Annotated in this window: 23 protein-coding genes; 5 read left to right on the top strand and 18 right to left on the bottom strand. The window is 46.2% G+C overall.

What is annotated here, in order from left to right:
* The first annotated feature begins 369 nt into the window (after positions 1 to 369).
* On the top strand, positions 370 to 1,854 hold the full coding sequence (locus tag DC20_RS18215) for a nicotinate phosphoribosyltransferase (protein WP_062545136.1): 1,485 nt from the start codon (positions 370 to 372) through the stop codon (positions 1,852 to 1,854).
* Positions 1,855 to 1,903: 49 nt separating this feature from the next.
* Here the strand turns inward: DC20_RS18215 and pncA are convergent, their stop codons facing one another.
* The 16 genes from pncA to DC20_RS18135 form a co-directional block, all read right to left on the bottom strand.
* A complete protein-coding gene (pncA, locus tag DC20_RS18210; RefSeq protein ID WP_062545135.1) occupies positions 1,904 to 2,515 on the bottom strand; it encodes a bifunctional nicotinamidase/pyrazinamidase in 612 nt (203 codons plus the stop codon).
* Positions 2,516 to 2,601: 86 nt separating this feature from the next.
* Complete coding sequence (locus tag DC20_RS18205) at positions 2,602 to 3,240, bottom strand: peptidoglycan recognition protein family protein (protein WP_245652244.1); 639 nt, start codon at positions 3,238 to 3,240, stop codon at positions 2,602 to 2,604.
* Positions 3,241 to 3,327: 87 nt separating this feature from the next.
* Positions 3,328 to 4,578, bottom strand: coding sequence for a glutamate-5-semialdehyde dehydrogenase (locus tag DC20_RS18200; protein ID WP_062545134.1), 1,251 nt, complete (start codon positions 4,576 to 4,578; stop codon positions 3,328 to 3,330).
* Positions 4,579 to 4,653: 75 nt separating this feature from the next.
* Complete coding sequence (gene proB / locus DC20_RS18195; RefSeq protein ID WP_062545133.1) at positions 4,654 to 5,745, bottom strand: glutamate 5-kinase; 1,092 nt, start codon at positions 5,743 to 5,745, stop codon at positions 4,654 to 4,656.
* Positions 5,746 to 5,949: 204 nt separating this feature from the next.
* Positions 5,950 to 6,714, bottom strand: coding sequence for an enoyl-CoA hydratase/isomerase family protein (locus DC20_RS18190; protein WP_062545132.1), 765 nt, complete (start codon positions 6,712 to 6,714; stop codon positions 5,950 to 5,952).
* A gap of 152 nt (positions 6,715 to 6,866) precedes the next feature.
* Entirely contained in the window at positions 6,867 to 8,918 is a 2,052-nt protein-coding gene (gene paaZ / locus DC20_RS18185; RefSeq protein WP_062545131.1) for a phenylacetic acid degradation bifunctional protein PaaZ, read from the bottom strand.
* A gap of 124 nt (positions 8,919 to 9,042) precedes the next feature.
* The gene (locus DC20_RS18180; RefSeq protein WP_062545130.1) at positions 9,043 to 9,639 is read right to left on the bottom strand and encodes an acyltransferase; all 597 of its coding nucleotides are present in this window, start codon (positions 9,637 to 9,639) and stop codon (positions 9,043 to 9,045) included.
* Entirely contained in the window at positions 9,636 to 10,841 is a 1,206-nt protein-coding gene (gene pcaF / locus DC20_RS18175; protein WP_062545129.1) for a 3-oxoadipyl-CoA thiolase, read from the bottom strand. The genes DC20_RS18180 and pcaF overlap by 4 nt, the downstream gene beginning before the upstream one ends.
* 73 nt (positions 10,842 to 10,914) lie before the next feature.
* Positions 10,915 to 12,066, bottom strand: a complete 1,152-nt coding sequence (locus DC20_RS18170; RefSeq protein ID WP_062545128.1) for a 3-hydroxyacyl-CoA dehydrogenase NAD-binding domain-containing protein — start codon at positions 12,064 to 12,066, stop codon at positions 10,915 to 10,917.
* Positions 12,063 to 12,848: an enoyl-CoA hydratase-related protein gene (locus DC20_RS18165; protein WP_062545127.1), complete on the bottom strand. Its 786-nt coding sequence runs from the start codon at positions 12,846 to 12,848 to the stop codon at positions 12,063 to 12,065. The genes DC20_RS18170 and DC20_RS18165 overlap by 4 nt, the downstream gene beginning before the upstream one ends.
* 4 nt (positions 12,849 to 12,852) lie before the next feature.
* Complete coding sequence (gene paaD / locus DC20_RS18160) at positions 12,853 to 13,344, bottom strand: 1,2-phenylacetyl-CoA epoxidase subunit PaaD (protein WP_083470376.1); 492 nt, start codon at positions 13,342 to 13,344, stop codon at positions 12,853 to 12,855.
* A gap of 101 nt (positions 13,345 to 13,445) precedes the next feature.
* A complete protein-coding gene (gene paaC / locus DC20_RS18155; RefSeq protein WP_083470375.1) occupies positions 13,446 to 14,249 on the bottom strand; it encodes a 1,2-phenylacetyl-CoA epoxidase subunit PaaC in 804 nt (267 codons plus the stop codon).
* Positions 14,250 to 14,254: 5 nt separating this feature from the next.
* The gene (gene paaB / locus DC20_RS18150; protein WP_062545125.1) at positions 14,255 to 14,545 is read right to left on the bottom strand and encodes a 1,2-phenylacetyl-CoA epoxidase subunit PaaB; all 291 of its coding nucleotides are present in this window, start codon (positions 14,543 to 14,545) and stop codon (positions 14,255 to 14,257) included.
* Positions 14,546 to 14,576: 31 nt separating this feature from the next.
* Entirely contained in the window at positions 14,577 to 15,536 is a 960-nt protein-coding gene (paaA, locus tag DC20_RS18145; protein WP_062545124.1) for a 1,2-phenylacetyl-CoA epoxidase subunit PaaA, read from the bottom strand.
* 197 nt (positions 15,537 to 15,733) lie between these two features.
* Entirely contained in the window at positions 15,734 to 16,810 is a 1,077-nt protein-coding gene (paaE, locus tag DC20_RS18140; RefSeq protein WP_062545123.1) for a 1,2-phenylacetyl-CoA epoxidase subunit PaaE, read from the bottom strand.
* 6 nt (positions 16,811 to 16,816) lie between these two features.
* The gene (locus DC20_RS18135) at positions 16,817 to 17,398 is read right to left on the bottom strand and encodes a TetR/AcrR family transcriptional regulator (protein WP_071885650.1); all 582 of its coding nucleotides are present in this window, start codon (positions 17,396 to 17,398) and stop codon (positions 16,817 to 16,819) included.
* Positions 17,399 to 18,271: 873 nt separating this feature from the next.
* On the opposite strand from DC20_RS18135, the gene DC20_RS18130 reads away from it, so the two are divergent.
* From DC20_RS18130 to DC20_RS18115, 4 genes are all read left to right on the top strand, one after another.
* On the top strand, positions 18,272 to 20,995 hold the full coding sequence (locus DC20_RS18130; protein ID WP_062545121.1) for a S8 family serine peptidase: 2,724 nt from the start codon (positions 18,272 to 18,274) through the stop codon (positions 20,993 to 20,995).
* Positions 20,996 to 21,182: 187 nt separating this feature from the next.
* Positions 21,183 to 21,374: a cold-shock protein gene (locus tag DC20_RS18125; RefSeq protein ID WP_062545120.1), complete on the top strand. Its 192-nt coding sequence runs from the start codon at positions 21,183 to 21,185 to the stop codon at positions 21,372 to 21,374.
* A gap of 298 nt (positions 21,375 to 21,672) precedes the next feature.
* A complete protein-coding gene (locus tag DC20_RS18120) occupies positions 21,673 to 22,119 on the top strand; it encodes a hypothetical protein (protein WP_062545119.1) in 447 nt (148 codons plus the stop codon).
* Positions 22,120 to 23,027: 908 nt separating this feature from the next.
* Complete coding sequence (locus DC20_RS18115; protein ID WP_062545118.1) at positions 23,028 to 23,492, top strand: hypothetical protein; 465 nt, start codon at positions 23,028 to 23,030, stop codon at positions 23,490 to 23,492.
* 70 nt (positions 23,493 to 23,562) lie between these two features.
* Here the strand turns inward: DC20_RS18115 and DC20_RS18110 are convergent, their stop codons facing one another.
* On the bottom strand, positions 23,563 to 24,606 hold the full coding sequence (locus DC20_RS18110) for an adenylate/guanylate cyclase domain-containing protein (RefSeq protein WP_062545117.1): 1,044 nt from the start codon (positions 24,604 to 24,606) through the stop codon (positions 23,563 to 23,565).
* Positions 24,606 to 24,983: a response regulator gene (locus DC20_RS18105; protein ID WP_062545116.1), complete on the bottom strand. Its 378-nt coding sequence runs from the start codon at positions 24,981 to 24,983 to the stop codon at positions 24,606 to 24,608. The genes DC20_RS18110 and DC20_RS18105 overlap by 1 nt, the downstream gene beginning before the upstream one ends.
* Positions 24,984 to 24,989: the final 6 nt, after the last annotated feature.

Raw genomic sequence — 24,989 nt, 5'->3', positions numbered from 1 at the left:
TTTTCCTGTTTTTTAATTCCCTATTGCACTACAATGAAATCACATCATTTTTCAATAATGCTTAGCTAAATATACGATTATACTTTTACGAATGTTCTATTTTATTCTTGTTTTGGTACAACAAAATTTAGCAATTCAAAATACATCTGCTTTTAAGTTGAACATTTTTGATTTTAGTGGCTTATCTATCTTTTCCTACATTGGTAGAGTAAACCTTTCTTTACACAATGTTTAAGAAAGGTTTACTCTAGCTATTAACTCCCTAACTTGCAAAGTTGACCTAGCCTGATACCTCTGAAATAATTTAAACAGGAATACATAAAAATTGCCATTTTCGTAGCTACATAACACAAACCCATCAAGAGGTATATGAACATTAGTCAACGTTACCAGCTTTCTCTCGCCTTACTCACCGATATGTACCAGCTGACCATGGCCCAAGGCTATTGGAAAAAAGGAATGGCGGAGCAGGAAGCGGTTTTCCATTTATATTTTAGAAACAATCCCTTTAAAGGCGGATATACCATAAGCGCAGGTTTAGCAGATGCCATTGACTTACTGCAAAGTTTCAGGTTTACCCAGGAAGACCTTTCTTATCTGAAAAGTCTGACCGGAAGCCAAGGTCAACCTTTGTTTGAGGAAGGCTTCTTGGAGCACCTTCGTTCTCTTGAGTTCAGCTGTGACGTAGATGCCATTCCTGAGGGTACTGTGGTGTTTCCAAATGAACCTTTGCTTAGAATCAAAGGGCCTATTCTACAGTGTCAATTGCTGGAAACCCCTTTGCTCACCATCCTGAACTTCCAAACGCTCATTGCCACCAAAGCAGCCCGTATAGTAGATGCGGCCCAGGGCGACGCAGTGATAGAATTTGGAATGCGCCGGGCGCAGGGACCTGATGGGGCATTGTCAGCGGCTCGGGCTTCCTTCATAGGCGGAGTTGGGGCTACTTCCAACATGCTGGCGGGCCAAATCTTCAATATTCCGGTGAGGGGCACGCATGCCCATAGCTGGATCATGTCTTTTGAGGAAGAGCAGGAAGCTTTTTCGGCTTACGCCGATGTCTTTCCCCATGATTCCGTTTTCCTGGTAGACACCTACCACACGCTTGACGGCATCAAAAATGCCATTGAAGTTGCCAAAACCATGCGGGAGAAAGGCAGCGAGTTGAGGGGGATCCGGTTAGATTCGGGGGACTTAGCTTACCTGAGCATTGAGGGGCGGAAAATGCTAGACGAGGCTGGTTTTCCAAAGGTATCTATTCTGGCAAGCAACGACTTAGATGAGCACCTGATTCAAAGCTTAAAGCTGCAGGGGGCAAAGATTGACGCCTGGGGAATTGGTACCAAAATGGTGACTGCTTTTGACCAACCAGCCTTGGGAGGAGTATATAAACTGGCGGCGCTACGGCAAGCCGATGGTGAATGGGAATACAAGCTGAAGCTATCTGAGCAGCTTGTTAAAATCTCAACCCCTGGAATTCTGCAGGTGCGGCGGTTTTCTCATGACAATGCACTGGTAGGCGACATGATTTATTCTGAACTTCTGGATGTGAGCCCCTCTGTCACCATGGTACACCCCAATGACCCTACCCAGCGCAAAAGCTATGCTAAAGAGTGCACCTATGAGGACTTACTGGTGCCTGTTTTCAGAGATGGAAATCAAGTCTACTCTTCCCCAGACTTACCCGCAATACAAGCCCGTACCAAACAGCAACTCAACCTCCTGCACGGAACTTACCGTAGGTTTCTGAACCCACACACCTTCAAGGTAGGGTTAGAAGAACAGTTGCACGAGCGTAAAATGAAACTGATTATTCAACTAAGAAGTGAAGAGCAGAACAAGCAAATAGCTTAAAATAGATTGGTGCCTGTTTTTAGAAAACAGGCACCAATCTATTTTAAGCCTACCCTAGAATACTCTGGCTGTGGATGAACTGCCCTCCTTTGTCCAGAAGGTCCCTCTTGGCTTTTTCAAACCCCTCTTGGCTGATAGCTCTTGTGGCGTCCTCTATAAAGTAGGTAGAGAATCCTTCCTGAATAGCATCTAACGCTGTGAAGTAAACACAAAAGTCGGCGGCTAATCCAACCAGGTAGACATCAGTTACTCCTTTCCCCCTCAGGTATTCTGCCAGAGCGGTAGACTTTAGGTGTCCGTTGTCAAAAAAGCCGCTATAAGAGTCGATTTCGGTGCTGGTGCCTTTCCGGAAGATAACTTCTACCCTCGTCATGTCTAAGGCGGGAGAAAACTCAGCTCCATAGGTACTCTGTACGCAATGGTCAGGCCACAGCACTTGCTCCAACCCTTGCAGTTGCGTCACGTCAAACACATTTTTTCCTTCGTGCTGAGAGGCGAAGCTTTTATGTAGTCGCGGGTGCCAATCCTGGGTGGCTATTACCAGATCAAAATGGGATTGCAATTCATTGACAATTGATATAATGGCACTTCCTTCCGGCACCGCCAGAGCCCCGCCCGGTATAAAATCATTTTGTATATCTATCAGCAACAGTGCTTTCATAGTTGAAAAGAGGAAAATAGATGAAGTAAGTAAAGAGATATATTCTCCGAAATACTTTAAACGTATTGAAAAAGGTACAGACGCGTTTACTTCCGCTGGCTTGTCTTGCCATCTACCAAATCTCTCAGGTGCGGCAATAAGAGATACAGGTCCTCTCCCGGACAAGCAGTAGAAGCATTGTCTTTGTGCCCCCAAATCTGAGTTCCAGAAATTTTCCAGCGTTTGGCAATGGCCAGGGTTAGCTTCTCCAGACTCTGCCGCTGTTCCGGGCTTACCTTCTCATTCTCGAAATTTCCCTCCAATACAATCAAGGCATGGCCAGTTGGATCATAGGAGGTATTAGAATCGCCTACATACTGTAGCGGCCGGCCCTCACCCACGTTTCCGTTCACATCAATGTAAAAATGGTACGGAATATCTGCCCATGGTTCTTTGATACGTCCACCTGACAAAGGGCTACGCTCCATTGAGAATTTCTGAAGGGTTTGCAACTTCGCTTTTAAGGAGCGTTCTGGGTTCTGTTTTGTAGCAGTGTGGTGAATGGTAATCTTTTGGGGTACATGCGTTTTCATAGGCAACACCGAGGCCACGGCACCCCACTCAGCTCTTTTCAGGATAGGAATTCCTTTGGGTAAGGATACCATTTGGGCAGAACGGCAGGAGGCTGCAATGAATAGAATCAGAGATACCTGACCTACTACATTCGTGAGGGTAGAAAGGCGCATTCTTATGAGGTTGGTGAAGGAATTCTTTTCATTTAGTAGTAAGTAATTGCTTAAAGGACAGTTTTATAAGAAGGCTCCTAAAATAGTTCAACCTTCCCGTACTTGTCCTGCTCCTCTAACAATCCACTTATAACTTGTGAGTTCCTCCAAACCCATTGGGCCTCTGGCATGAAGTTTTTGCGTACTGATTCCTATTTCGGCCCCTAACCCAAATTGGGCACCGTCTGTGAATGCCGTGGAAGCGTTCGCATATACCGCTGCTGCGTCTACCGTGTTCAGAAAGGTTTCTAGTACATGTGGATCTTCCGCTAAGATTGCCTCACTGTGTTTGGAGCTGTAGCGGGCAATATGATCTAAAGCCGAGGAGAGATATGGAACCGTCTTGATCGCCATTTTTAAAGCCAAAAACTCTGTCCCGAAATGTTCTTCAGTGGCTGGATGCAGTAACGCTGTAGGATACGAGGTTTGCAGGACCGCAAATGCAGGACCATCGGCAAAGATTTCCACGTTTGCCGTAGCCAAAGCCTCTACAAGAGCAGGTAAATCATCTAAACGGTTTTGGTGTAGAAGAAGGCAATCCAGGGCATTGCAGACACTTACGCGTCTGGTTTTAGCATTGTAGATGACTTGCCTGCCTTTCTCCAGGTCCGCAGATTCATCAAAGTAGGTGTGAACGATGCCCGCCCCTGTTTCAATGACGGGCACTTTCGCATTCTGCCGAACATAGTTAATTAGTGCCTGGCTTCCCCTTGGAATAAGCACATCTACGTACCCAATGGCTTGCAACAGAGCTTCGGTAGCTTGGCGTTCTGGCGGCAACAAAGTAACAAGGTGTGGGTTCAGCCCGTGCCGTTCTAAAACAACATGTATAATGGAAATTATAGCCAGATTAGAATTGTGGGCATCACTGCCGCCTTTCATAAGACAGGCATTTCCGGTTTTAAGGCAAAGTGAAAATACGTCAAAAGTAACATTAGGGCGTGCCTCATAGATGACTCCAATTACTCCCAAAGGCACCCGCACTTTAGAAAGGGAAAGCCCATTGGGTAGTTCCTTCTGCAGCAGGACCTCACCCAAAGGTGAAGTTAAATTAGCAACATTCTGAAGGTCTTTGGCAATGCCTTGCAACCTGGCTTCAGTCAATTTTAACCGGTCATATTTTGGGTCTTCTGAGTCCATCAGGTCCAGGTCCTTCTGGTTTTCTGCAAGAATATCATCTGCTTTTTCCAGCGCTAACGCCGCTACATCGCGTAGCACCTCGTTTACCTTTTCCGGCTTCAACAAGCCCAGGGAACGGCTGGCCTCCTGCGTATATTTAAAAAAATCTTCGTACTGCATGTGGTGGGAAAACCTAGTATTTATAAATGGATGCCTGCGGTTTAAGAGCTTATTTCAGAAAACAAAGCTTAAACCTTAGGCAATCTCCTGGTTGAGGAAAAGGTAATCGTAATGCACAAGTGGTTTTTGTTTTTGCTGCCCTAATCGTTCAATGGCTTTTTCTGAGCCATATTCAGCAATCCCGAAGCCCACTACATGATTCTGCTCATCTACCAGTTTCAAAATGTCTCCTTTCTGAAAAGCGCCCTGAATCTGCACTATCCCTACCGGCAATAGACTTACCGCTTTAAGATTGTTGTTGAGCGCGACCTTTGCTCCCTGGTTTATTTGCACCACTCCTTTGGCAAAGGTGCCTGAATGAGCAATCCACTTCTTTTTGCCTGAGGCTGTTTTGTCAGGTAAAAAGCGGGTATGTTCCAGATTACCCTTGAGGAGATTCAGCAGCACATTTTGGGTTTTGCCGTTTGCTATGTGAACCGCAATACCTAGTTGCGCTACTTTGCTGGCCATCTGGCATTTGGTAATCATGCCCCCACGGCCAAACTGGGACCGCTGCGTTGATACAAAAGAAGAGAAACCAGTGGTGGAGGCATTTATTTCCTTGATGATCTGGCTATTAGGATCTTTAGGGTCTCCGTAGTAGATGCCGTTCACGTTACTCAAAATCAACAACGCATCTGCGTCTAACATGGAGGCGATAAGCCCAGCCAGTTCATCATTGTCGGTGAACATGAGCTCTGTGACCGAGATGACGTCATTTTCATTGACAATGGGAATGACGTTGTTCTGGAGCAGCACCCCAAAACAGTTCTTCATGTTAAGGTAATGGCCCCGGTCTCTGAAATCTTCTTTGGTGACCAGCACCTGAGCACAAACTAATTGGTGCAGACCGAAAAGGTGGGCATAGGTATTGATCAGTTTTACCTGTCCTACTGAAGCTAATAACTGCCTAGAACTGATAGCATCTGTTTTGTCAGGGATTTGTATAAGGCTTCGGCCAGCTGCCACCGCTCCTGAAGAGACGACAATGACTTCTTTCCCTGCTTTTTTCAGTTCAGAGATTTGCTCTACTAAATGCTGAATACGAGCCTCATCAGGAAGCCCATTTTCCTGGGTGAGCACGTTAGAGCCAATCTTGATAATGATTCTTTTATAGGCAAATGACATAAACTCCTTCTTTTGAGAAGTAGTAAATTAAAAGGTTTTTAACCATTTACCTTAAATTTTTCTAACAATTCATTAAAATCATTAGAATTACTTAAACAGAATGGACGTCAAAATTAGAAGTATGCCACTTTAACTAATCTATATGAACAGGTCTTTACCTAGTTTAGAACGAGCGTGGATTAAGAGTTTTAGCTTAAAAAAACCTTACTTGTTTTTAAAACCCTGAATGAAGTTACGGGTGAAGTCAGAAAGTACCAGGGTACCACTTATGGCGGCGCGGTCTACCAAAAGTTTATCCCAGTTTTCAGTGCCTTGCCAGAAAATCTGCTTTAAAGCAGTGAGTGCCTCGGGGCTATAACCCGCCAGCTTAAGGGCGAATGCCTGCACAGCTACGTCCATTGTTTCAGCTGTTTCATAGACTTCAGCGTACAACCCTTTCTCTTTCGCCCAGGCGGCAGATCTAAACTCCGTCGCATCCAACGCCAACTGTGAGAAAGCTGACAATCCGATCTTGCGCTCCACAGCTGGTCCTACCACGAAAGGACCAATTCCTACAGCGATTTCACTTAGTTTGATGGCTGCATGTTGAGTGGCAAAACAGTAGTCTGTTGCAGCCGCTACGCCTACTCCACCGCCAATGGCTTTCCCCTGCACTCTTCCAATGATAATTTTAGGCGATGTACGGCATGCATTGATCACTTTGGCGAAACCCGAGAAGAACTCCAGCCCCTGTTCTTTGTTTTGTATGGCAACCAGTTCATCAAATGACGCCCCGGCACAGAAAGTCCGTTCCCCCTCACTTTTCAGCACAATCACCTTCACCTCCTCCTCCTGCCCAGCTTGTGTGATTGTTTGAGCTAACTGGTTTAACAATTTTCCAGGTAGAGAGTTATGAGAAGGATGAAAAAACGTGATTACTCCTACTCCAGCTTCATCAATGGCCAGGTTTACGTTGCCTGTTTCTGTCATGCTAGGTTGATGTTTGAGAATTAATATATAGGGATTGACTTTTTAGTAGCTAAATGGGAGCTCCAATTTGATAAATTGAAGAAGGTAAATGAGTTTCCCTTTCAGGGCTATTTTCAACAAAACAGTCCTGAAAGTGATGCTTAAAATTCTATTCAATTCTGGTCCAGCTTTTTCACCATGGTCATGATGGTAGCTATGGCTACGGTTTCACCGGTTTCATCAGTTACATCTACGAGCCATTTTACAATGCCTTTTGCTACATTTTCCTCGCTGCGTTTCTCCTGGGCTACTTTTTCTTTCACTGTAAGTTTTACGCCAATGGTCATACCCGGGTATACTGGTTTGGTAAAACGGCAGTTTTCCAGGCCGTAGTTTAGAAGCACGGGTCCTTTTTTAGGGTCCACGAACATACCGGCAGCTTTGGAGAGAATGTAGTAGCCGTGAGCCACCCGTCCGGTGAACAGGGTTCCTTCCAAGGAAGTGGCATCTACGTGGGCGTAGAAATGGTCACCAGATACGTTTGCGAAGTTGGTGATATCTGCTTCTGTGACCGTATGGCGGTGAGTCACCCAAGTTTCGGAGATTTCCAGTTCCTCGAAGTGTTTTCGGAAAGGATGTACATCTAGTTCGATCTGTTTTGCGCCTTGCTGGTACACGCCTGTTATGGCAGTGATCATGCTAGGTGAGCCTTGAATGGCGGTGCGCTGCATGAAATGCTTCACGCCTCTTATACCGCCCATTTCTTCGCCGCCGCCTGCCCTGCCCGGACCGCCGTGGGTGAGCATAGGCATGGGCGACCCGTGACCGGTGCTTTCCCGGGCGCAAGAGTTATCCAGCACCAAAATACGGCCGTGGTGGGTGGCTGCGCCTATGGCAAATTCCTGCGCAATACCTTTGTCAGCTGTAGCAATGGAAGACACCAGCGATCCTTTACCTAGTTTAGTAAGCTCAATGGCTTCCTCCAGGTGCTTGTAAGGCATCAAGGTAGCTACCGGACCAAATGCTTCCACCTCGTGGGTATCGGTTAACCTAAAAGGATCTGGGTTCAGCATCACGATGGGGGAAATGAACGCGCCTTTTTCCTGGTCGGCACCAATCAGGTTTACCTTGTCAAGATCACCATAGATGATGGGCGTCTGTTTGGCCAACTCTTTCACCTGCTCTCTAAGCTTCTTCAACTGCTCGCGTCCTACCAAAGCGCCCATTCTGACACCCTCCGCCTGCGGATCTCCAATGGCTGTTTTGGCCAGTTCCCTGCCTAAGGCAATCTGCACATCCTCCACTAGTTTCTCTGGCACAATGGCGCGCCGAATGGCGGTACATTTCTGTCCGGCTTTAGCAGTGATTTCCTTGCGGATTTCCTTGATGAATAAATCAAACTCGGGCGTACCCGGAACGGCATCTTCGCCCAACACGGAGCTGTTCAAAGAATCGGCTTCCATGGTAAACGGAATGGCTTCCTGTATAATGCGGGGGTGCGCCTTGAGCAACCGTCCGGTATGCGCCGAACCGGTAAACGTTACCACATCCTGGTAGGTGAGGTAGTCCAGAATGCCTTCGCCGGTACCGGTGACCAATTGCAAAGCACCTTCGGGAAGTAGCTTTGAGTTGATGATCTCGCGTACAACGGCCTCGGTGAGGAAGGCGGTGATAGGCGCCGGCTTAACAATGGCCGGCATACCGGCCAATAAATTCACCGCAATTTTCTCCAGCATGCCCCACACCGGGAAGTTGTACGCGTTGATGTGCACTGCCACTCCTTCCTTAGGTACTAAGATGTGGTGACCAATAAAGGTGCCTCCCTTTGACAAGCCGATGGGCTCATCTTCCACGTAATACGGTTTATCTGGAAACTGCCGGCGCAAGGAGGCATAGGCAAACAGATTCCCGATACCGCCTTCAATATCCACCCAGCTGTCGGCGCGGGTGGCTCCGGTTCTATAACTGAGTTTGTAGAAGTCTTCTTTCCTTTCCGTCAGGTGCAGCGCCAGGGCTTTGAGCATGCGGCCCCGTTCCTGGAACGTCATTTTCCGAAGGGCTTTGTTTCCCTTGGCCCGGCCATACTCCAGCATGGCCTGAAAGTCTAGTCCGCCACTGAAAGAGGTATAAATGTGCTCACCGGTGACGGCATCCAAAATCTCGCTTTCTTTTCCAGAACCGGGCGTCCACTGCCCCATGGTGTAATTCTGCAATACTGCGGTCATATCTGTAGTTGTTAGTTGCTGGTTGTTAGTTTATAGAAAGGGGAGTGAAAGGTACTGGACTGATTTTGAAGTGTTTTCTTTAAAATACCCTTAAAATCAAGTACTACAAGCTTCTTCCAGGTATCTACTCCCCTTTTCGTTCACTCCAGGTCTGGTACGCTGCTTCCTGCTTCTTCCGGTTAGCAGGAACTTCACGCAAGGGCTCACAGGGCTTCAAGGTAGCGTAGCAATCGGCTGGGAGTTGCATGTAGATCTGGGTTCCTTCGGTTTTCCATTGGACCATCTTGTCACTAACCTGCTTTACAATCTTGTGCGGATTGCCTACGACCACGCTGCGGGGCGGAATCTTTTCATCTGCTTTCACAAAACAGAGCGCGCCCACAATGCTTTCATCGCCAACTTCTACCCTGTCCATAATGACGGCGTTCATGCCTACCATCACGTTCCGGCCAATGGTAGCCCCATGGACGATGGCCCCGTGCCCAATATGTGCCATTTCCTTCAGCAGCACGGTGGTGCCGGGAAACATGTGAATGGTGCAGTTTTCCTGCACATTGCAGTTGTCTTCAATGATAATCTCGCCCCAATCACCTCTAATGGCGGCTCCCGGACCCACATATACGTTCCGTCCGATGATCACATTTCCTGTAACCGTTGCCTGTGGGTGCACGAACGCACTCTCATGCACTACCGGCACGTACCCGTTAAATTCGTAGATCATACCCGTTCAATAATGGCGGCATACCCCTGCCCCACGCCCACGCACATGGTGACCAACGCATAGCGCTTTTGCTGGCGGTGAAGTTCCAACGCCGCGGCGTTCAGGATTCTGGCGCCGCTCATGCCTAGCGGGTGGCCTAAGGCAATTGCACCCCCGTTCGGGTTGATGCGGGAGTCCTTATCCTCTACACCTAAGCCGCGCATGCAAGCCAACACCTGTGATGCGAAAGCTTCGTTCATCTCAATCAGGTCTATGTCGTTCATGGTGAGCCCGGCTCGTTTTAAGGCCATTTGTGTGGCAGGCACCGGACCGAAGCCCATGTACTTTGGCTCCACCCCGGCCGCTCCCATGGAAACAAAGCGGGCTTTGGGCGTGAGGTTATGTTGCTTTAACCCCTCCTCAGAGGCGAATAAAAGCGCCGTTGCCCCATCGTTGAGCCCTGAGGCATTACCTGCAGTTACGGTACCTTCTTTATGGAAAGCTGGTTTCAATTTAGCTAGGACCTCCAGCGTAGTGGAAGGTTTGATGAATTCATCCTGAGAGAAGGCCTTGGGCTCGCCCTTTTTCTGTGGGATGCTCACCGGAACAATTTCCTCAGCCAGAATACCAGCTTCCTGCGCTTTGGTGGCCTTTTGCTGAGACCACAACGCAAATGCATCCTGGTCTTCGCGGGTGATTCCTTCCCGGCGGGCAAGGTTCTCAGCGGTTTCGCCCATGCCATCGGTCCCGAAAACTTCGTGGATTTTAGGGTTCACAAAGCGCCACCCGAAGCTGGAGTCAAACATCTGCGCATCGCGCCCAAAAGGTGTGCTGGTTTTAGAGATCACCCACGGTCCACGCGTCATGTTTTCCAGGCCACCCGCCACGAACAGGTCACCGTCGCCGCACTGGATGGCCCGTGCCGCCGCTACAGAAGCAGACAAACCTGAGGCGCACAAGCGGTTCACCGTTTCACCAGGTACGGCAAATGGCAGTCCCGCTAGCAGCAAGGACATACGGGCTACGTTTCTATTGTCTTCGCCGGCCTGGTTTGCGCAACCAATGATCACATCGGCAATGGCCGCTGGGTCAACCGAGGGGTTCCGCTGCATCAGTTCCCGTATCACCAAGGCACCTAAATCATCAGGACGGACGGTGGCCAAAGACCCGCCAAAGTTCCCGATGGGAGTTCGGATGCCGTCTACAAGGTATGCTTGCTTCATTTGTTCTATACTATTGTCTTTTGTTTACCCCTCGTTTTCAGAAAATAGGCGGAAAACAGAAAAAGGATTACGTCTAAAATAACTTGTTTACCCGCACCATCTTCCGGAGCAGCGGGCTGGCCCGGTACCTGTCTTCGTGGTATTCTTTGTACAGCGTGTCTAACGTTTCCAGCACCTTTTCTTGTCCCAGTTCATCGGCCCAGGCCAGCAGTCCTTGTGGGTAGTTCACACCTTTGGTCATGGCCAGTTCCAGGTCTTCTTTGGAAGCCACGTTCAAGGCCAGCGCATCTACTGCTTCGTTGATCAACATAACCAGAATACGATTCAGGATAACGTTGCCTAGCTCTTCGTCTTTGGTTGGTTCCGGCGGAACAACTCCTTCCCGGTAATCATAAAAGCCCCTTCCGGTTTTCCGGCCAAAGTATCCAGCCTCAAACAGGCGCTTTTGGGTGAAGGAGGGCTTATACCGAGGGTCATAGAAAAAGGACTGAAACACAGATTCGGTTACGCGGTAATTCACATCATGCCCGATGAAGTCCATCAGGGTGAATGGCCCCATTTTGAAGCCGCCCAGTTCGGTCATTGCCCAGTCAATGGTAGGTACATCCGCTATGCCTTCTTCCAACAGGCGGATGGCTTCGCCGTAGAATGGGCGGGCCACACGGTTCACAATAAAGCCAGGTGTGTCTTTGGCGATGACGGGCATTTTACCCCAGGAATGAACCAATCTTTTTATTTCCTCGGCTAGTCCGTCACGGGTCTGCACCGCGGGGATAATCTCCACGAGCGGCATCAAAGGGGCCGGGTTGAAGAAGTGAATCCCGATGAAACGCTCGGGCTTTTCGCACGCCGAGGCAATGGAAGCAATTGATAAAGAAGAAGTATTGCTGGCCAGGATACACTCCTCTCCTACAATCATTTCCACTTCTCTGAACAAGTTCTGCTTTACCTCCAGATCTTCTACCACCGCCTCCAGCACGAGGTCACAATTCCCGAAATCCTGATGCGCCTCGGTGAAGTTCAGGCGGTCCAGGATTTCAGAGGCTTCATTTTCAGAAATCTTTCCTTTGGCAGACAGTTTGCGCAACGAGTCTTTGATTTGAGTAGAGGCGCGCGCCAGTGCTTGGGTATTTTTATCTAATACATGCACCTTGTGGCCCGCCGTGGCGATCACCTGTGCAATGCCTGAGCCCATGGCCCCACTCCCGATGATGCCTACAATCATTGCCCTTTAAAGTTAGGTTTGCGTTTCTGAATGAAGGCTTCCACTCCTTCTTTGAAGTCCTGCGTCTGCCCGGCTTTCTGCTGGTACACGGCTTCCTGCTGCAGTTGCTCTTCTAAAGTATGTTGGTATGTTTCGTTTAGAAGTTGTTTGGTGTAGGCTAAGCCTTTGGTTGGCATCTGGGCTAGTTTCTGCGCCAGTTCGCGCACTTCTGTTTCAAAGGTGTTTTCTGAAAAAGCCTTGTAAATCATGCCCATCTGCACGGCTTCCAGCGCCGTCACTTTGTTACCTGTCATCATCAACGCCGAGGCCCGCTGAAACCCAATTAGACGCGGCAGGAAAAACGTACCGGCGCTGTCTGGAATCAACCCAATTTTGCTAAAAGCCTGAATAAACGAAGCGGTTTCTTTTGCCACCACAATGTCGCAGGCCAATGCCAGGTTTGCCCCTGCTCCGGCAGCTACGCCATTCACAGCAGCTATGACGGGTTTGTTCAGCTGGCGCAACAGCAGGATGATGGGGTTATAATGCTGCACTACAATCTCAGAGATTTCCATGGCCTCAGGACCAGTAGCCTCGGCTAAATCTTGCCCACCGCAGAAAGCTTTTCCTTCGCCAGTTAACAGGACTGCCCGCACCGCTTCGTCTTCGGCGCAAGCCTGAAGGTGGCCTTGCAAAGCCAACGCCATTTCGCGGTTGAAGCTGTTGAAGACGTTAGGCCGGTTGAGGGTGAGCGTGGCTACGCCGTTTTCAAGGGAGTATTTGATGTAGTCAGATGGAGTCATAGGTTTATTTGAGGCACTTGAAATAGTCAAACGGCTCCAGGCAGTCGTGGCACTGGTACAACGACTTGCAGGAGGTAGAGCCGAACTGACTGATCAGTTTCGTGTTTTCGGATTTACAAAGGGGACACCGCACTACCGTGTCTCGCCCGAACAAAGCATGAATGTCTCCATTGGGTTCTACGGGCGGAGCGATGCCGTATTCTTCCAGCTTTAGTTTTCCTTCCTCTGACAACCAATCGGTGGTCCAGGCGGGGCTTAACTGGAGGTCTACCGCTACATCTTTAAAACCTTCAGAGAGGAGCTTCAGCTTGACATCAGCGGCAATGGTGTTCATGGCAGGACAACCCGAATACGTGGGGGTGATAGTTACCTGCACCCGTCCGCCTTCCTGCACCTGCACCTTGCGCAGCACGCCCAAGTCCAGGATGCTCAACACCGGTATTTCCGGGTCAGAAACCTCTTCTAACAGGTGCCATATTTTCTCTTCTGTGGTCACTTCTTTAGTACAGAATAAGATTCAGGTTAAGCTTTAATGATGGTTATCTGTTCTGCTTTATGCTTGGTTTCAAAAAAGTAAGCATAAAACATTTATTGCATTTACCACTCTAATCCAGGGTGAGCCCGTTGCAGGTACTGGAGTTCGGCAAGAATGTAGCCCAATTGCTCCGTATGTCGGCCAGTCTTTCCACCTTTATGCATGAACACGTTTTGCGGAACTTCCAGGGTAGCTTCTGCGAATACTTTTTTAACATGGGCTTCCCAGTTTTGGAGCAAAGGCGCATACTCAGGAATGTACCCAGCCTGGGCCAGTTGCTTTTCAGTTTCGGTCATCATGAACAGCTCACCGGAATACATCCAAAGGTTGTTGATGGCTTTCTTGATGCGACGTTTACTTTCCTCTGTACCATCGCCTAAACGGATGACCCACTCAGAACTCCATTTCAGGTGGTAGCTGGCTTCCTTGAACGACTTAGTAGCGATGGCAGCCAGCCGCTGTTCAGGGCTTTGTTGCAACTGCTGCAGTAACTGGAAGTGGAAGCCGTCAAACAGGAACTGCCGAAGGATGGTGTCTGCGAAGTCTCCGTTAGGTTGTTCTACCAGCAGTGGGTTCTTGTACTCCACCGCGTCCCGCAAATAGGCCAGATCATCTTCGGTGCGGCCCTGGCCTTCCAATTCAGCGGCATATTGGTAGAGGCTGCGGGTTTCGCCCAATAAATCCAGGGCAATATTCGCCATGGCTAAATCCTGCTCCAGAATGGGGCCGTGCCCGCACCATTCAGACAGCCGATGCCCCAGAATGAGGCTGGTATCTGCTAGTTGCAAGGTATAATCCAGCAACAATGCTTTTACTTCGGGAGAATGGTTCTGTGCTTCAGTGTTCTGTGTATGATGAAGGTCCATAGCGGTTACATGTTTTTGATTTCGGCGGGCACCTCATAGAATGTAGGGTGGCGGTACACTTTGTCGTTGGCCGGATCAAAGAAAGCGGCGGCATCATCTGGGTTGGAGGCGTGGATGTTTTTTGATTCTACTACCCAAATGCTCACCCCTTCCATGCGGCGGGTGTACACGTCACGCGCGTTCTGGATGGCCATCTCGGCATCAGCGGCGTGCAAACTCCCTACGTGTTTATGGTCAAGGCCTTGTTTGCTTCTGATGAAGACTTCCCACAAGGGCCATTCTTTCTGCTGACTCATTGAATGAATGTTTGATTGAGTGAATGAGTGATTAAGCTACTTTCTGGTCTGCTTCGCGTTGGGCTCTTTTCTGGGCATGGGCCAGTGCGGCTTCGCGCACCCAGGCTCCTTCTTCGTGTGCTTTCACGCGGTTAGCAATGCGGTCTTTGTTACAAGGGCCGTTTCCCTTCACCACGTTCCAGAACTCTTCCCAATCCACTTCACCATAGTCATAGCCGTTTTTGGCTTCGTTCCATTTCAGGTCCTTATCTGGTACGGTTAATCCAAGAAACTCGGCTTGCGGAACCATCATATCCACGAAACGCTGGCGCAGTTCATCATTCGTGAAACGCTTGATCTTCCAGCGCATAGACTGCTCTGTGTTAGGCGATTCTGAATCTTTGGGTCCGAACATCATGAGGGTTGGCCACCACCAGCGGTTGAAGGCTTCCTGTGCCATTTTTTTCTGCGCGGGGGCCCCGTTGCACAAGGTCATCATGATTTCGAATCCCTGGCGCTGGTGGAAACTTTCTTCCTTGCACACCCGCACCATGGCCCGGGCATACGGACCATAAGAAGTCCTGATCAAAGGCACCTGGTTCATGATGGCAGCTCCGTCTACCAACCAGCCAATGGCTCCAATATCGGCCCAGGAAAGGGTTGGATAGTTGAAGATGCTGGAGTATTTGGCTTTGCCCGAGTGCAGATCAGCGATCATCTGGTCGCGGGAAGTGCCCAAGGTTTCAGCTGCGCTGTACAGGTAAAGTCCGTGGCCTGCCTCATCCTGCACTTTGGAGAGCAGGATGGCTTTGCGCTTAAGCGAAGGAGCACGGGTGATCCAATTCCCCTCGGGCAGCATGCCTACTATTTCTGAGTGGGCGTGCTGGGAGATCTGGCGCACCAAGGTCTTGCGGTACTGCTCCGGCATCCAGTCTTTCGGTTCAATTCGGATTTCGTTCGCGATCTTCTCCTCAAAAACTTCTTCCAGTGATTTTTCTATGATCGTTTCCATACCTCTTAACAGTTGTACTGATACTAACGTTTCTTTTTGGCTTTACGGCCTGAGCTTCTCTTTTAGGCTTATTTTTAGAAAAGGTGGCCTAAACGGAGATTCATTTTGTAGTGGCAAACCTTTGTGTTTGACACTATCGGTTGCTCACGTAAAGGGCAACCAAAAGGGTTAGCCCCTTCTGTTTGACTTACATTTTACTATTGATCAAAATCCACTACTACTCGCTCTGTCAAAGGTCTGGCCTGACAGGTGAGAATGTAGCCAGCGGCTACTTCTTCAGGTTCAAGAGAATAGTTAACGTCCATTTCTACTTCTCCTTCTAAAACTTTGGCGCGACAGGTGCTGCAAACGCCCCCTTTGCAGGAATAAGGCACATCGGCTCCAGTTTCAGCAGCGGCATCCAGGATGGTGTTTCCATAGTAGGACATCTCCAGGTTCAGGTAATTTCCATCTAAGCGTACCTGCACTTTGCTTTTGCGGTCTTCTTCTCCGGCGGGGCGTTCTTTACGTTCAACGGACTTCTGCCCACCATCAGCAGAGGTAAACAACTCGAAGTGAATTTTCTCTTTTGGCACGCCCGCTTCTTCCAATGCTTCTTTCGCCCCGAAAATCATTTCTTCAGGACCACACAGGAAGCACTCATCTATTTCTTCAGCTTTGATGATCTTCTGCAGAAAGATTTGGGTTTTCTGCTTGTCAATGCGACCGAACAACAGGTCAGTATCTCCGTGTTCGCGGCTTAGGATATGGTAAAGGCTGAAGCGGTCCAAAAATTTGTTTTTTAGTGCTTCTATCTCCTCTTTAAACATAATAGAGTTGCGTCCGCGGTTTCCGTACAGCAGCAGGACCTGACTTTTAGGTTCAGAGAGCAAAACCGTTTTAATTATGGAGAGAATGGGCGTAATTCCGCTACCAGCCGCCACCATCACGTAACTTTTCTGTTGGTCAGGGTGCAAATCGGTGTAGAACTTGCCCATAGGGGGCATAACTTCTAGTTCTTCCCCAGGAAGCAAAGCCTCATTGGCCATAGAGGAGAACCGACCGCCTGGTACTTTCTTGACCGCTACTTTCCATTGGTTTTCCAAAGGACTGGAACAAATAGAATAAGAGCGTCGGAGTTCTTCCCCATTGTGGTGTCTTCTGAATGTCAGGTACTGCCCCTGGGTGTACCGGAACGTGTCTTTCAGTTCCTCAGGTACGTCTAAGGTAATGGTGACACAATCGTGGGTTTCACGGTGTACGTCTTTTATCCTGACCTTATGAAATCTGCTCATGTTTCTTTATTTCTGCAGCCCTTTAAATAGAATAGTGATAATAGTGTTTTCCAGCTCTTCGGTAGAAATGCCTCTTTCCGGTTTCCACCATAGTTCTACCCACCGTACCGCGGATAAAAGGGTAAATAGCGCTACCGAAGTATTGACCTCCTGCAACTCCCCCGCTGCAACTCCTTGCTCTATTAAATTTGCCAGCTTTCTTTCATATTGACTCCGCAAACTTTTGAATTCCTGCAAAGCCTCCTCCGACAAGAATTTCCAGTCGTTATTCGCCACTGAAACTTCAGGCCCTTTGGTCGTCATCAAATGAATGTGAAGCCTAACCAATGCCTTTAGCTTTTCAGTGAAAGAAAGCGGTGCATCTTCAATCTCCTGCAAGTGGGTTACATAAGCATCAGCTACGCCAAAGCAAATGGTTTTTAGAATTTCATCTTTAGAACTGATGTAATGGTACATGGTAGCGGCATCCATTTTCACCTGCTCCGCAAGATCTCTCATGGAGGTGCCCGCAAACCCTTTTTGTTTGAAAAGCTTTGCAGCTTCCACTACAATACCCTCCCGACGAATTTCTTTTTTCTTTTTGATCATGTACCCAACTAAAGTGAAGTTCTCAATTTCCTTCTGTTGCGCTCCCGCCTTAGTACTTTGATCACTATGGCCCCATTCATAAAACAAGTGTACATACTTTCTCTCAAAAAGTCAAATGTTTGTTTGAGTTTCTAAGCTTAGAGATAAGCCATTTCTTTAACACCGCTTCCATTCCTTAATGTATTACAGATTATCTTCTTTAAAGAAGTGATGTCATGCTGATTCTACAAACTTGATCTGGAAGCTGGAGCCCAGATATTATAGTGTCTCAGAGTAGAAGTTTGGTTCTTTAGAAGGTATGGATACTATACATGCTTAATGCAAGGCAATTTGTAGATGAGGCCCATCAACTCTTCTTCTACCCTTTCCTTTGGGTAGAAAATTTCTTTAAAAGCTTCTTAAATGGAGTACTTCAAAGTGTTACCAATCAACACTTTTTAAGTTATTTTTTGAATAAGTGTTAAGAATATTCACCTTTTAGAGGTATGTAAGAGGTAAGTCAACCAAGAAAGGAAACAGTCTTCTTATAGTGGAAATCTTTGCTGTTTTTAGCTAAGCACAGTTACTTAACTAATTTTCTAGTCTTTACCTGTAGCTTCAAATGGCCTACATCTTTTCAATCAGGATGTAAAAAAACCCATGTTACGGTTTTACATATTGTTTCCACAACCAATCTTTCCTACCGCCGGTAGAGAGGGAAAATGAAGTTCTCTCCCTTTTCAAGTGCTTTCCTTCTTACCTCTTGGGTACTAAAGTCTCCACAAGCCTTAAGTAATTACCCCAGTGAACCTGAAAATGTTTTATGTTTTTAGATTCTTTTTAAGCCCCCATTCAACAAACCAATTTTTATGTCAAACCTATACTAAACTAACAATGAAGAAAATTTTAACCGTTTGGGCTTTTGCCCTTTTTTTTAGTACCTCCCTATTTGGACGGGCTGTAGTGGACCGGCAGGTTTCCCAAGCATTGCAATCTCTTGGTACACCAGTAGAAGTGGTGGTAACCTTTACCGGTGACGGAGCCCCAACCAGCACCCAACTACAACTATTACAATCTTTGGGATTAACAAAGGGAATCACCTATAGAAACCTTCCAATTGCCGGGGTAATAGCCACGCAAGCGCAAGTGGATGCTTTGGCCCAAAGCCCTTATGTTCGCTCTATCTTCCTTAACAAAAAACTATCTTTCTTTAACAATGATGGCAACAACCTTACAGGAGTTCACCGCCTAAGAAAAGATCAAACCTTAACAGCCCGAAACAAGGGAGTTCCTGTTTCTGGTAAAGGTATAGGAGTAGTAATCAATGACAGTGGTGTTGATGGTACCCATGATGATGTTAAACTAGGAACACACCTGGTTCAAAACGTATTGGGTACTACAAACCTGGCTTCCCTGTCTTCCCTCCTACCGGTAACCTATGTAGAAAACGTACCGAACACAGATACCAACTCTGGCCACGGTACCCATTGTGCTGGTACTGTTGGTGGTAATGGTGCTAAGTCTAACGGTTTATATGCAGGAGCTGCTCCAGGCGCTTCGTTGGTTGGATATGGTTCTGGCGGAGCCCTTTTCATATTGGATGCCATTGGTGGTTATGATTATGCCTTAACGCACCAGTATCAGTATGGTATTAGAGTAATCAGCAACTCATGGGGAACCAGCGGTGATTTTGAGCCTTTGAACCCGGTGAACATTGCTTCTAAAAAAGCTTACGACATGGGCATTGTGTCTGTTTTTGCCGCAGGTAACGATGGTCCTAGCTCTGACACCCACAACCCTTATGCAATTGCTCCTTGGGTAATCTCTGTAGGCGCTGGTGATAAATTTGGTAAACTGGCCGACTTCTCCTCCCGTGGGGTAAAAGGCGAAGGTGGTACCTTCACCTATGAAGGCGAAAACTGGAACTATGAAAACCGTCCTACTCTAGTGGGTACTGGCGTAGATGTAATCTCTACCAGAGTTATTGCTCCGGTATCTTCTTTATCTGCTGATATGGATGCTGCAGAACTTGAACCAGCGCACGTACCGTTCTACACCCATATGAGTGGTACATCTATGGCCACTCCGCAAGTTGCAGGTATAGTGGCTTTGTTATTGGAAGCGAATCCTTCCTTAACTCCTGCTCAGGTAAAAGAGATCCTGCAGAAAACTGCTACCAACATGCCTGGTTATGAGTCTTGGGAAGTGGGTGCAGGATATGTGAACGCCTATGCTGCCGTAGATCACATCTATAGAAATACAGCCTTCGGTTCTTTCCAGAACTATACCCGTACGTTCAAGGGCTCAGTAAATACTTCATCTGAGACACAGCCGTTCACCATCAACTTTAACCCTGCCGTAGCATCTAACAACCAGATCACGTTCAACGTAGCTTCCGGAATCAACAGTTTAGAAGCTAAATTCAATGCCCACGGCCTATTAGGAGAGACAGGAAACCCAGTAAGCTTAGTCTTAGTTTCTCCAAGTGGTGTACAGTATCGTTCAGGAATTCCGGTTGCATTTACCTTATACCATGACAGAGGTATGGCTGTTGCTTCACCAGAGCCTGGTACCTGGATTTTAAGAGCACAAGGGTTAAATGGATTAGCAATACCAGAGACCATTGCTGGAACCTTGAACTTCTCTAAAGTAACTGGTACCACTGGCTTAACTGACATAGCAGGACACCCGGCAGAAGCTTCTATTAAAATGGCTGTTTCGGCTCGTTTGGTGGATGCTCTTTCTAACGGCTTCAAGCCTAACGAAACCTTGAAACGCATTCAGTTAGCTGAGTACCTTATGATGGGTCAGGGAATCCGTCAATTCATGCCAACAAATGGCACTCTTTCTTTCACTGATCTTTCAGGCGTTCAAGCATTACTGGGCGAATCTGTGACGGCCAAAGGCGCAGCTCTGAGAGATAGAGACCACAGCTTCAACGGAGTGATGACACCTGCGGCTACTGGTAAATTCAACCCTACCGGTACGGTTCAACGGGCACAACTGGCGTACACTTTGGTTCAATCATTAGGTTTACAACAGTTTGCTCTGGAGCGCAACGGAAAACCTGTGACAGTTACTATTGACGGACAGTCTTACCCAATTGAAGATGCTGCTTCTATTCCGGCTGGACTGGAAGGCTTTGTGAGTGTTGCTTTAGATTTGAACCTGATCAATGCGTTCTACTCAGTGACTCAAGGACCGTATGATCTGTTCCCTAAAATGCACGCGAACTTCAAGCCTTTGCAGGAGGTAACCAGAGCCGAGTTTGCCGTAATTGTGACACGTACTCATGAAAGCTGGAACGCAGTAACGCAACCAACCGCAACCTCTACTTCAGCTACAATCGGGTTGCCTGCACAAGCCAAGAACTACTCCTATCCTAATCCATTTACTGGAAGCACAACCATTTCATATACAGTAGAACAGGCTGGTTTTGTAACTGTGGAAGTGTATAACCTGAAAGGCGGTAAAATTCGTACGCTTGTTAACGAAGAAAAAGCGGTTGGTACCTATACTGTTCCGTTCAGGGCTGAAAACCTACCTACCGGAACTTACTTGTATAAAGTATTCACTCCAAATAAAGAGGTGAGCAACAAGATGATTTTAACCAAGTAAACCAAACTGATCCTTTTCTCAAAAGAGACCTTTTCTTAGGGGAAGGTCTCTTTTCTCTTTAATTACCACCAATCATTTGGTACAATCTGGTGAATGAAGAAATTGATCCAAAAAAATTTTATTATCTAAAGGTAAATTTGAACGTTTTTTTTACTTACTTGGTACTACCTGTATAATTAAAAACAATATGAACAACGGTAAAGTAAAATTCTTTAACTCCGAAAAAGGCTTCGGTTTCATTAAAGACAGCAATTCAAACCAGGAGTATTTCGTACACGTTTCTGGTCTTGTAGACGAAATCAGAGAGAACGACGAGGTTACCTTTGAACTGAAAGAAGGCAAAAAAGGGCTAAACGCGGTAAACGTAAGACTCGCTTAGTCTTTTGCTATAAAGACATTGAATTAAAGCCTTGCCCTTTGGCAAGGCTTTTTTTTTGCCCTTTCTGTCTCTGCTTTGTGGTTTATTAAAGAGCTATATTTTAAACTATATTATAGTTATTAACATTTAGTATTAACCTTAAAACGTTAACTCTACGAAAGCAAAGCTGAACTTTACAGGATGTGAATTTGCATTACACTCCTCTATATCTCTATAACTCATATTGTATCTTTGTTATCGCTCTTATAATTAATTAAGAGCTTTTTGCCTACTTTTTACAAACTAGATATAAAACACTTTGAACCATACCAGAGACAAAGAATCTATTCTTCAGCTGTACAACAAGGTTCTACCAAAATTGGCAGAGCGCATTTATCAGAACTTAACAGAAGTAACTCCTCTATTTGATGATTTCAGGCTGGAGAAAATAGTAGATACCTGGACTAAAGACCGGAACGCTTCTACTGACAAAGAAATTAGTATTGAAAATGGAAACGTGCAGCAGCTTGGCCTTAAACTTAGTCTCATTGGTTTCCAGGCGGCAGGAGCACAAACCTTTGATCTAAGCAAAGACCTACTATTCAGCCTAGACTACTCTTATTATGAAGTAGGGCCAGACAAAAACTCCAGGTGGATGGAAAAACCATATTTTGAAGAATGGACTTCTAAGGAATTAGATGATATAGCTGTGAAGTGGAGCGAAGAAGTGATTGATGAAATCACGCAAAAACTTCAAGGATTATAACTACAACCTGATAGTTCTTCTTACATAAAATCATTTTATGAGGAGTGCATGCCTAAAGGCATTATAACTGCCCTATTTAGTAATTTTTACAAAAAATCATCAACAACTTCTGCTCAGTATAAAACCATTACTTCCTGTTTCCAGATAGCAGAACGTGTGGATAAGTAAACATGTTTTTCTTGCCTCTTTAATTCATAATACTGTATATTTCCATATTAAAAGATAGGATTATCTACCCCAAAACGGGATAACCTCTTAGCCTATGGAGCATTTGTACGGAAGTCATTTACTATCAAATCAATACGGAGGACCAACGGAACATTTATCGGTTCCAAACCTTGTTTTAGCTATTCGGTTAACAAGAATGGGCCATAATTCAGACTACATCACAGACTTTGTAACTGGTTCCTGGAGTCCTATACCTTCTAGTTCTCAGATGCAAGCTCCCTGCCCAGAACTGACTCTTCCAGTTAGAAAAAAGGAAAATTAAGCTTCAGTTTTTAGAGATAATAGGAGAACTCATAAGAAAATTTAATACAACAGTTAATTAAAAATTAATAGCTTCTATTATCAGATTTGTTATATTAAGATTAACACATTAAAGAGCAATGAATTCAAATAGGTAACAGTAAAACTATTTTTCTAAAATGCTACTCAATAAATCCACCATAATCAAATAATACCTATTATTTCGATTCTAATAGAATCAAATATAATTTCCTAAAGTGGTTAAATTTTTAAATTAGTTCTGTTAATAGCTTAAATGATATATACTGGAATTATTCAAATTTTGCATTCATCATTAGCAATTTATGTATTAAGCTTGCTTCCAAACTGCACTAACAAACAACTCAAATGGGAGTAGGTTTCAATTAAATCTTCTGTAGATTTACTAAACCCTTATTCTCATGCTTCCGCCAAAAGACGACGAAGGATTCTCAGTTCCTGAACAACTTCCGCTCTATAGAAAAGGAAAGGAGATCTACCATTTAACCAAAAAAATCTCAGGCTTAATTGAAGAAGAAGATGAGGTTCTTTCTTCCCTTAAAGAGTACATGCTGCTGGATGCGTCACTGCTCACGGTGAAAGTGGCTGGGGCGGAAGCCGCAGATTTGTTTGACTTACGAATGGAGAATGCCACCTTCATCAGGAAGGCCGCTCAGGACCTTCTCTCCCATTGCAGCAGCTTGGAAATGTTTGGGTTTAAGGATGTATATTACCTTCACCTCCTCCGTGATGCTATTGATGAATACAGAATCCTTTTTATAGAGTGGGTGCAGGGGTTTGATCCCTGGAACTACGTCAATGACCGCTGGGGTTTGTTTAACCCTCCAGGAGTGCAGGCTCAGGATTCTGATGATGATGCATTCTAATCTGCAGAAAGTATCATCAAAAGGAGAAGAGTTTTACTAATCAATATTGACCGGAAGTTTGATCAAGAGGCTACTCAAGAACTTCGTAGATCACAACAGGTTTTTGCTTGTTTTTAAGGCTAAACTCTCCCACCTTCTGGCATTGAAAAGATTCTTTCACTTTCCCATATAGCTCTTCAGAGATCGTAATCTGATTAGGTTTAGCGGATGATTGAAGGCGCTGCGCCAGGTTCACAGCATCTCCTATAACTGTATAGTCTAATCGTTTCAATGAGGCAGAGCCAATATTCCCTGAAATCATTTCGCCTGAATTGATTCCAATGGAGACCTGTGGTTTGAATACTGTATCACCTATCTGAATAGATTCCTCCGCTTTTACTTTCTCCCGCACCGCCAGGCTAGCGTCTATTGCCCTATCCTGATGGAATTCGCCTTTGAAGACGGCCATTACCGCATCTCCCATAAACTTGTCAATGTGCCCACCCTGCTCAATGATCTCTTTCACCATTAAATCAAAGATATGGTTTATAAGGGTAACCAGTTGGTTTGCAGAGACATGTTCAGTGATGGCTGTAAAACCACAAATGTCAATGAATACCACTGTGGCGTCAATGGTATCATTTTGCATAAGGCTACTTTCAAACTCCTTATGGGTCATGAAGTTTAGCACGTTTTCATCTACGTACATCTTCAGGATATTATTCTCTTTTATAGCTTTTACCGTTTCCCGCAATTGAAGGACATGTTGCACGGTTTTGTTCATGGTTAACTCCAGATCCTCAAAATTGACAGGCTTACATACAAAGTCGTATGCCCCCCTGTTCATGGCCATTCTTATGTTCTCCATGTCGCCATAGGCCGATACAATAACTGCTTTTATAATGGGATTGGCATCTGGTAATTTACTAAGCAGGGTTAGCCCATCCATCACGGGCATGTTGATATCAGAAAGAATGATGTCCAGATCTGGGTGCTCCTGCACCTTTTGAAGGGCTTCGGCCCCGTTTTGGGCAAACACAAATTCATATAGGTTTTCCCTTATCTTATTCCGGAATTTCTGCCTAATGAGCAATTCCAGATCCGCTTCGTCATCCACTACTAATATCTTGGCCATTACTCTGCTACCGTTTTAAGTTTTTCTTTAAGTATTGCGAAGTCTAGCGGTTTGGTAAGGAAGTCGTTGGCACCCTCTTTCATAGCCTGCTCATAGTTATCCTGATCATTGTATGCGGTGACCATCATGACTACGGGCGGGGGTGAGTTGTAGTCATGCCTAATGGAATGCAACAGTTCAATTCCGCTCATACCCGGCATATTGATGTCAGATAGGATCAGAATTATCTTGGACTTGTTCTGCGCCATGTAAGCAAGGGCTTCTTCACCGGAAAGCGCAAAAGTAAAATCAACTTCTCCGCTTCTGATTTCTTTCCTGAATCGTTGCTGAAACAGAGGCTGAACGTCTGCTTCATCATCTACTACTAAAATATGCATAAGGTT

Origin of the sequence: Rufibacter tibetensis (genome assembly GCF_001310085.1) — a bacterium.
In the GTDB taxonomy this organism is placed as follows: Bacteria; Bacteroidota; Bacteroidia; order Cytophagales; family Hymenobacteraceae; genus Nibribacter; species Nibribacter tibetensis.
The sequence above is the reverse complement of the archived record's forward strand: the minus strand, read 5'-3'. Positions and strand labels throughout refer to the sequence as shown.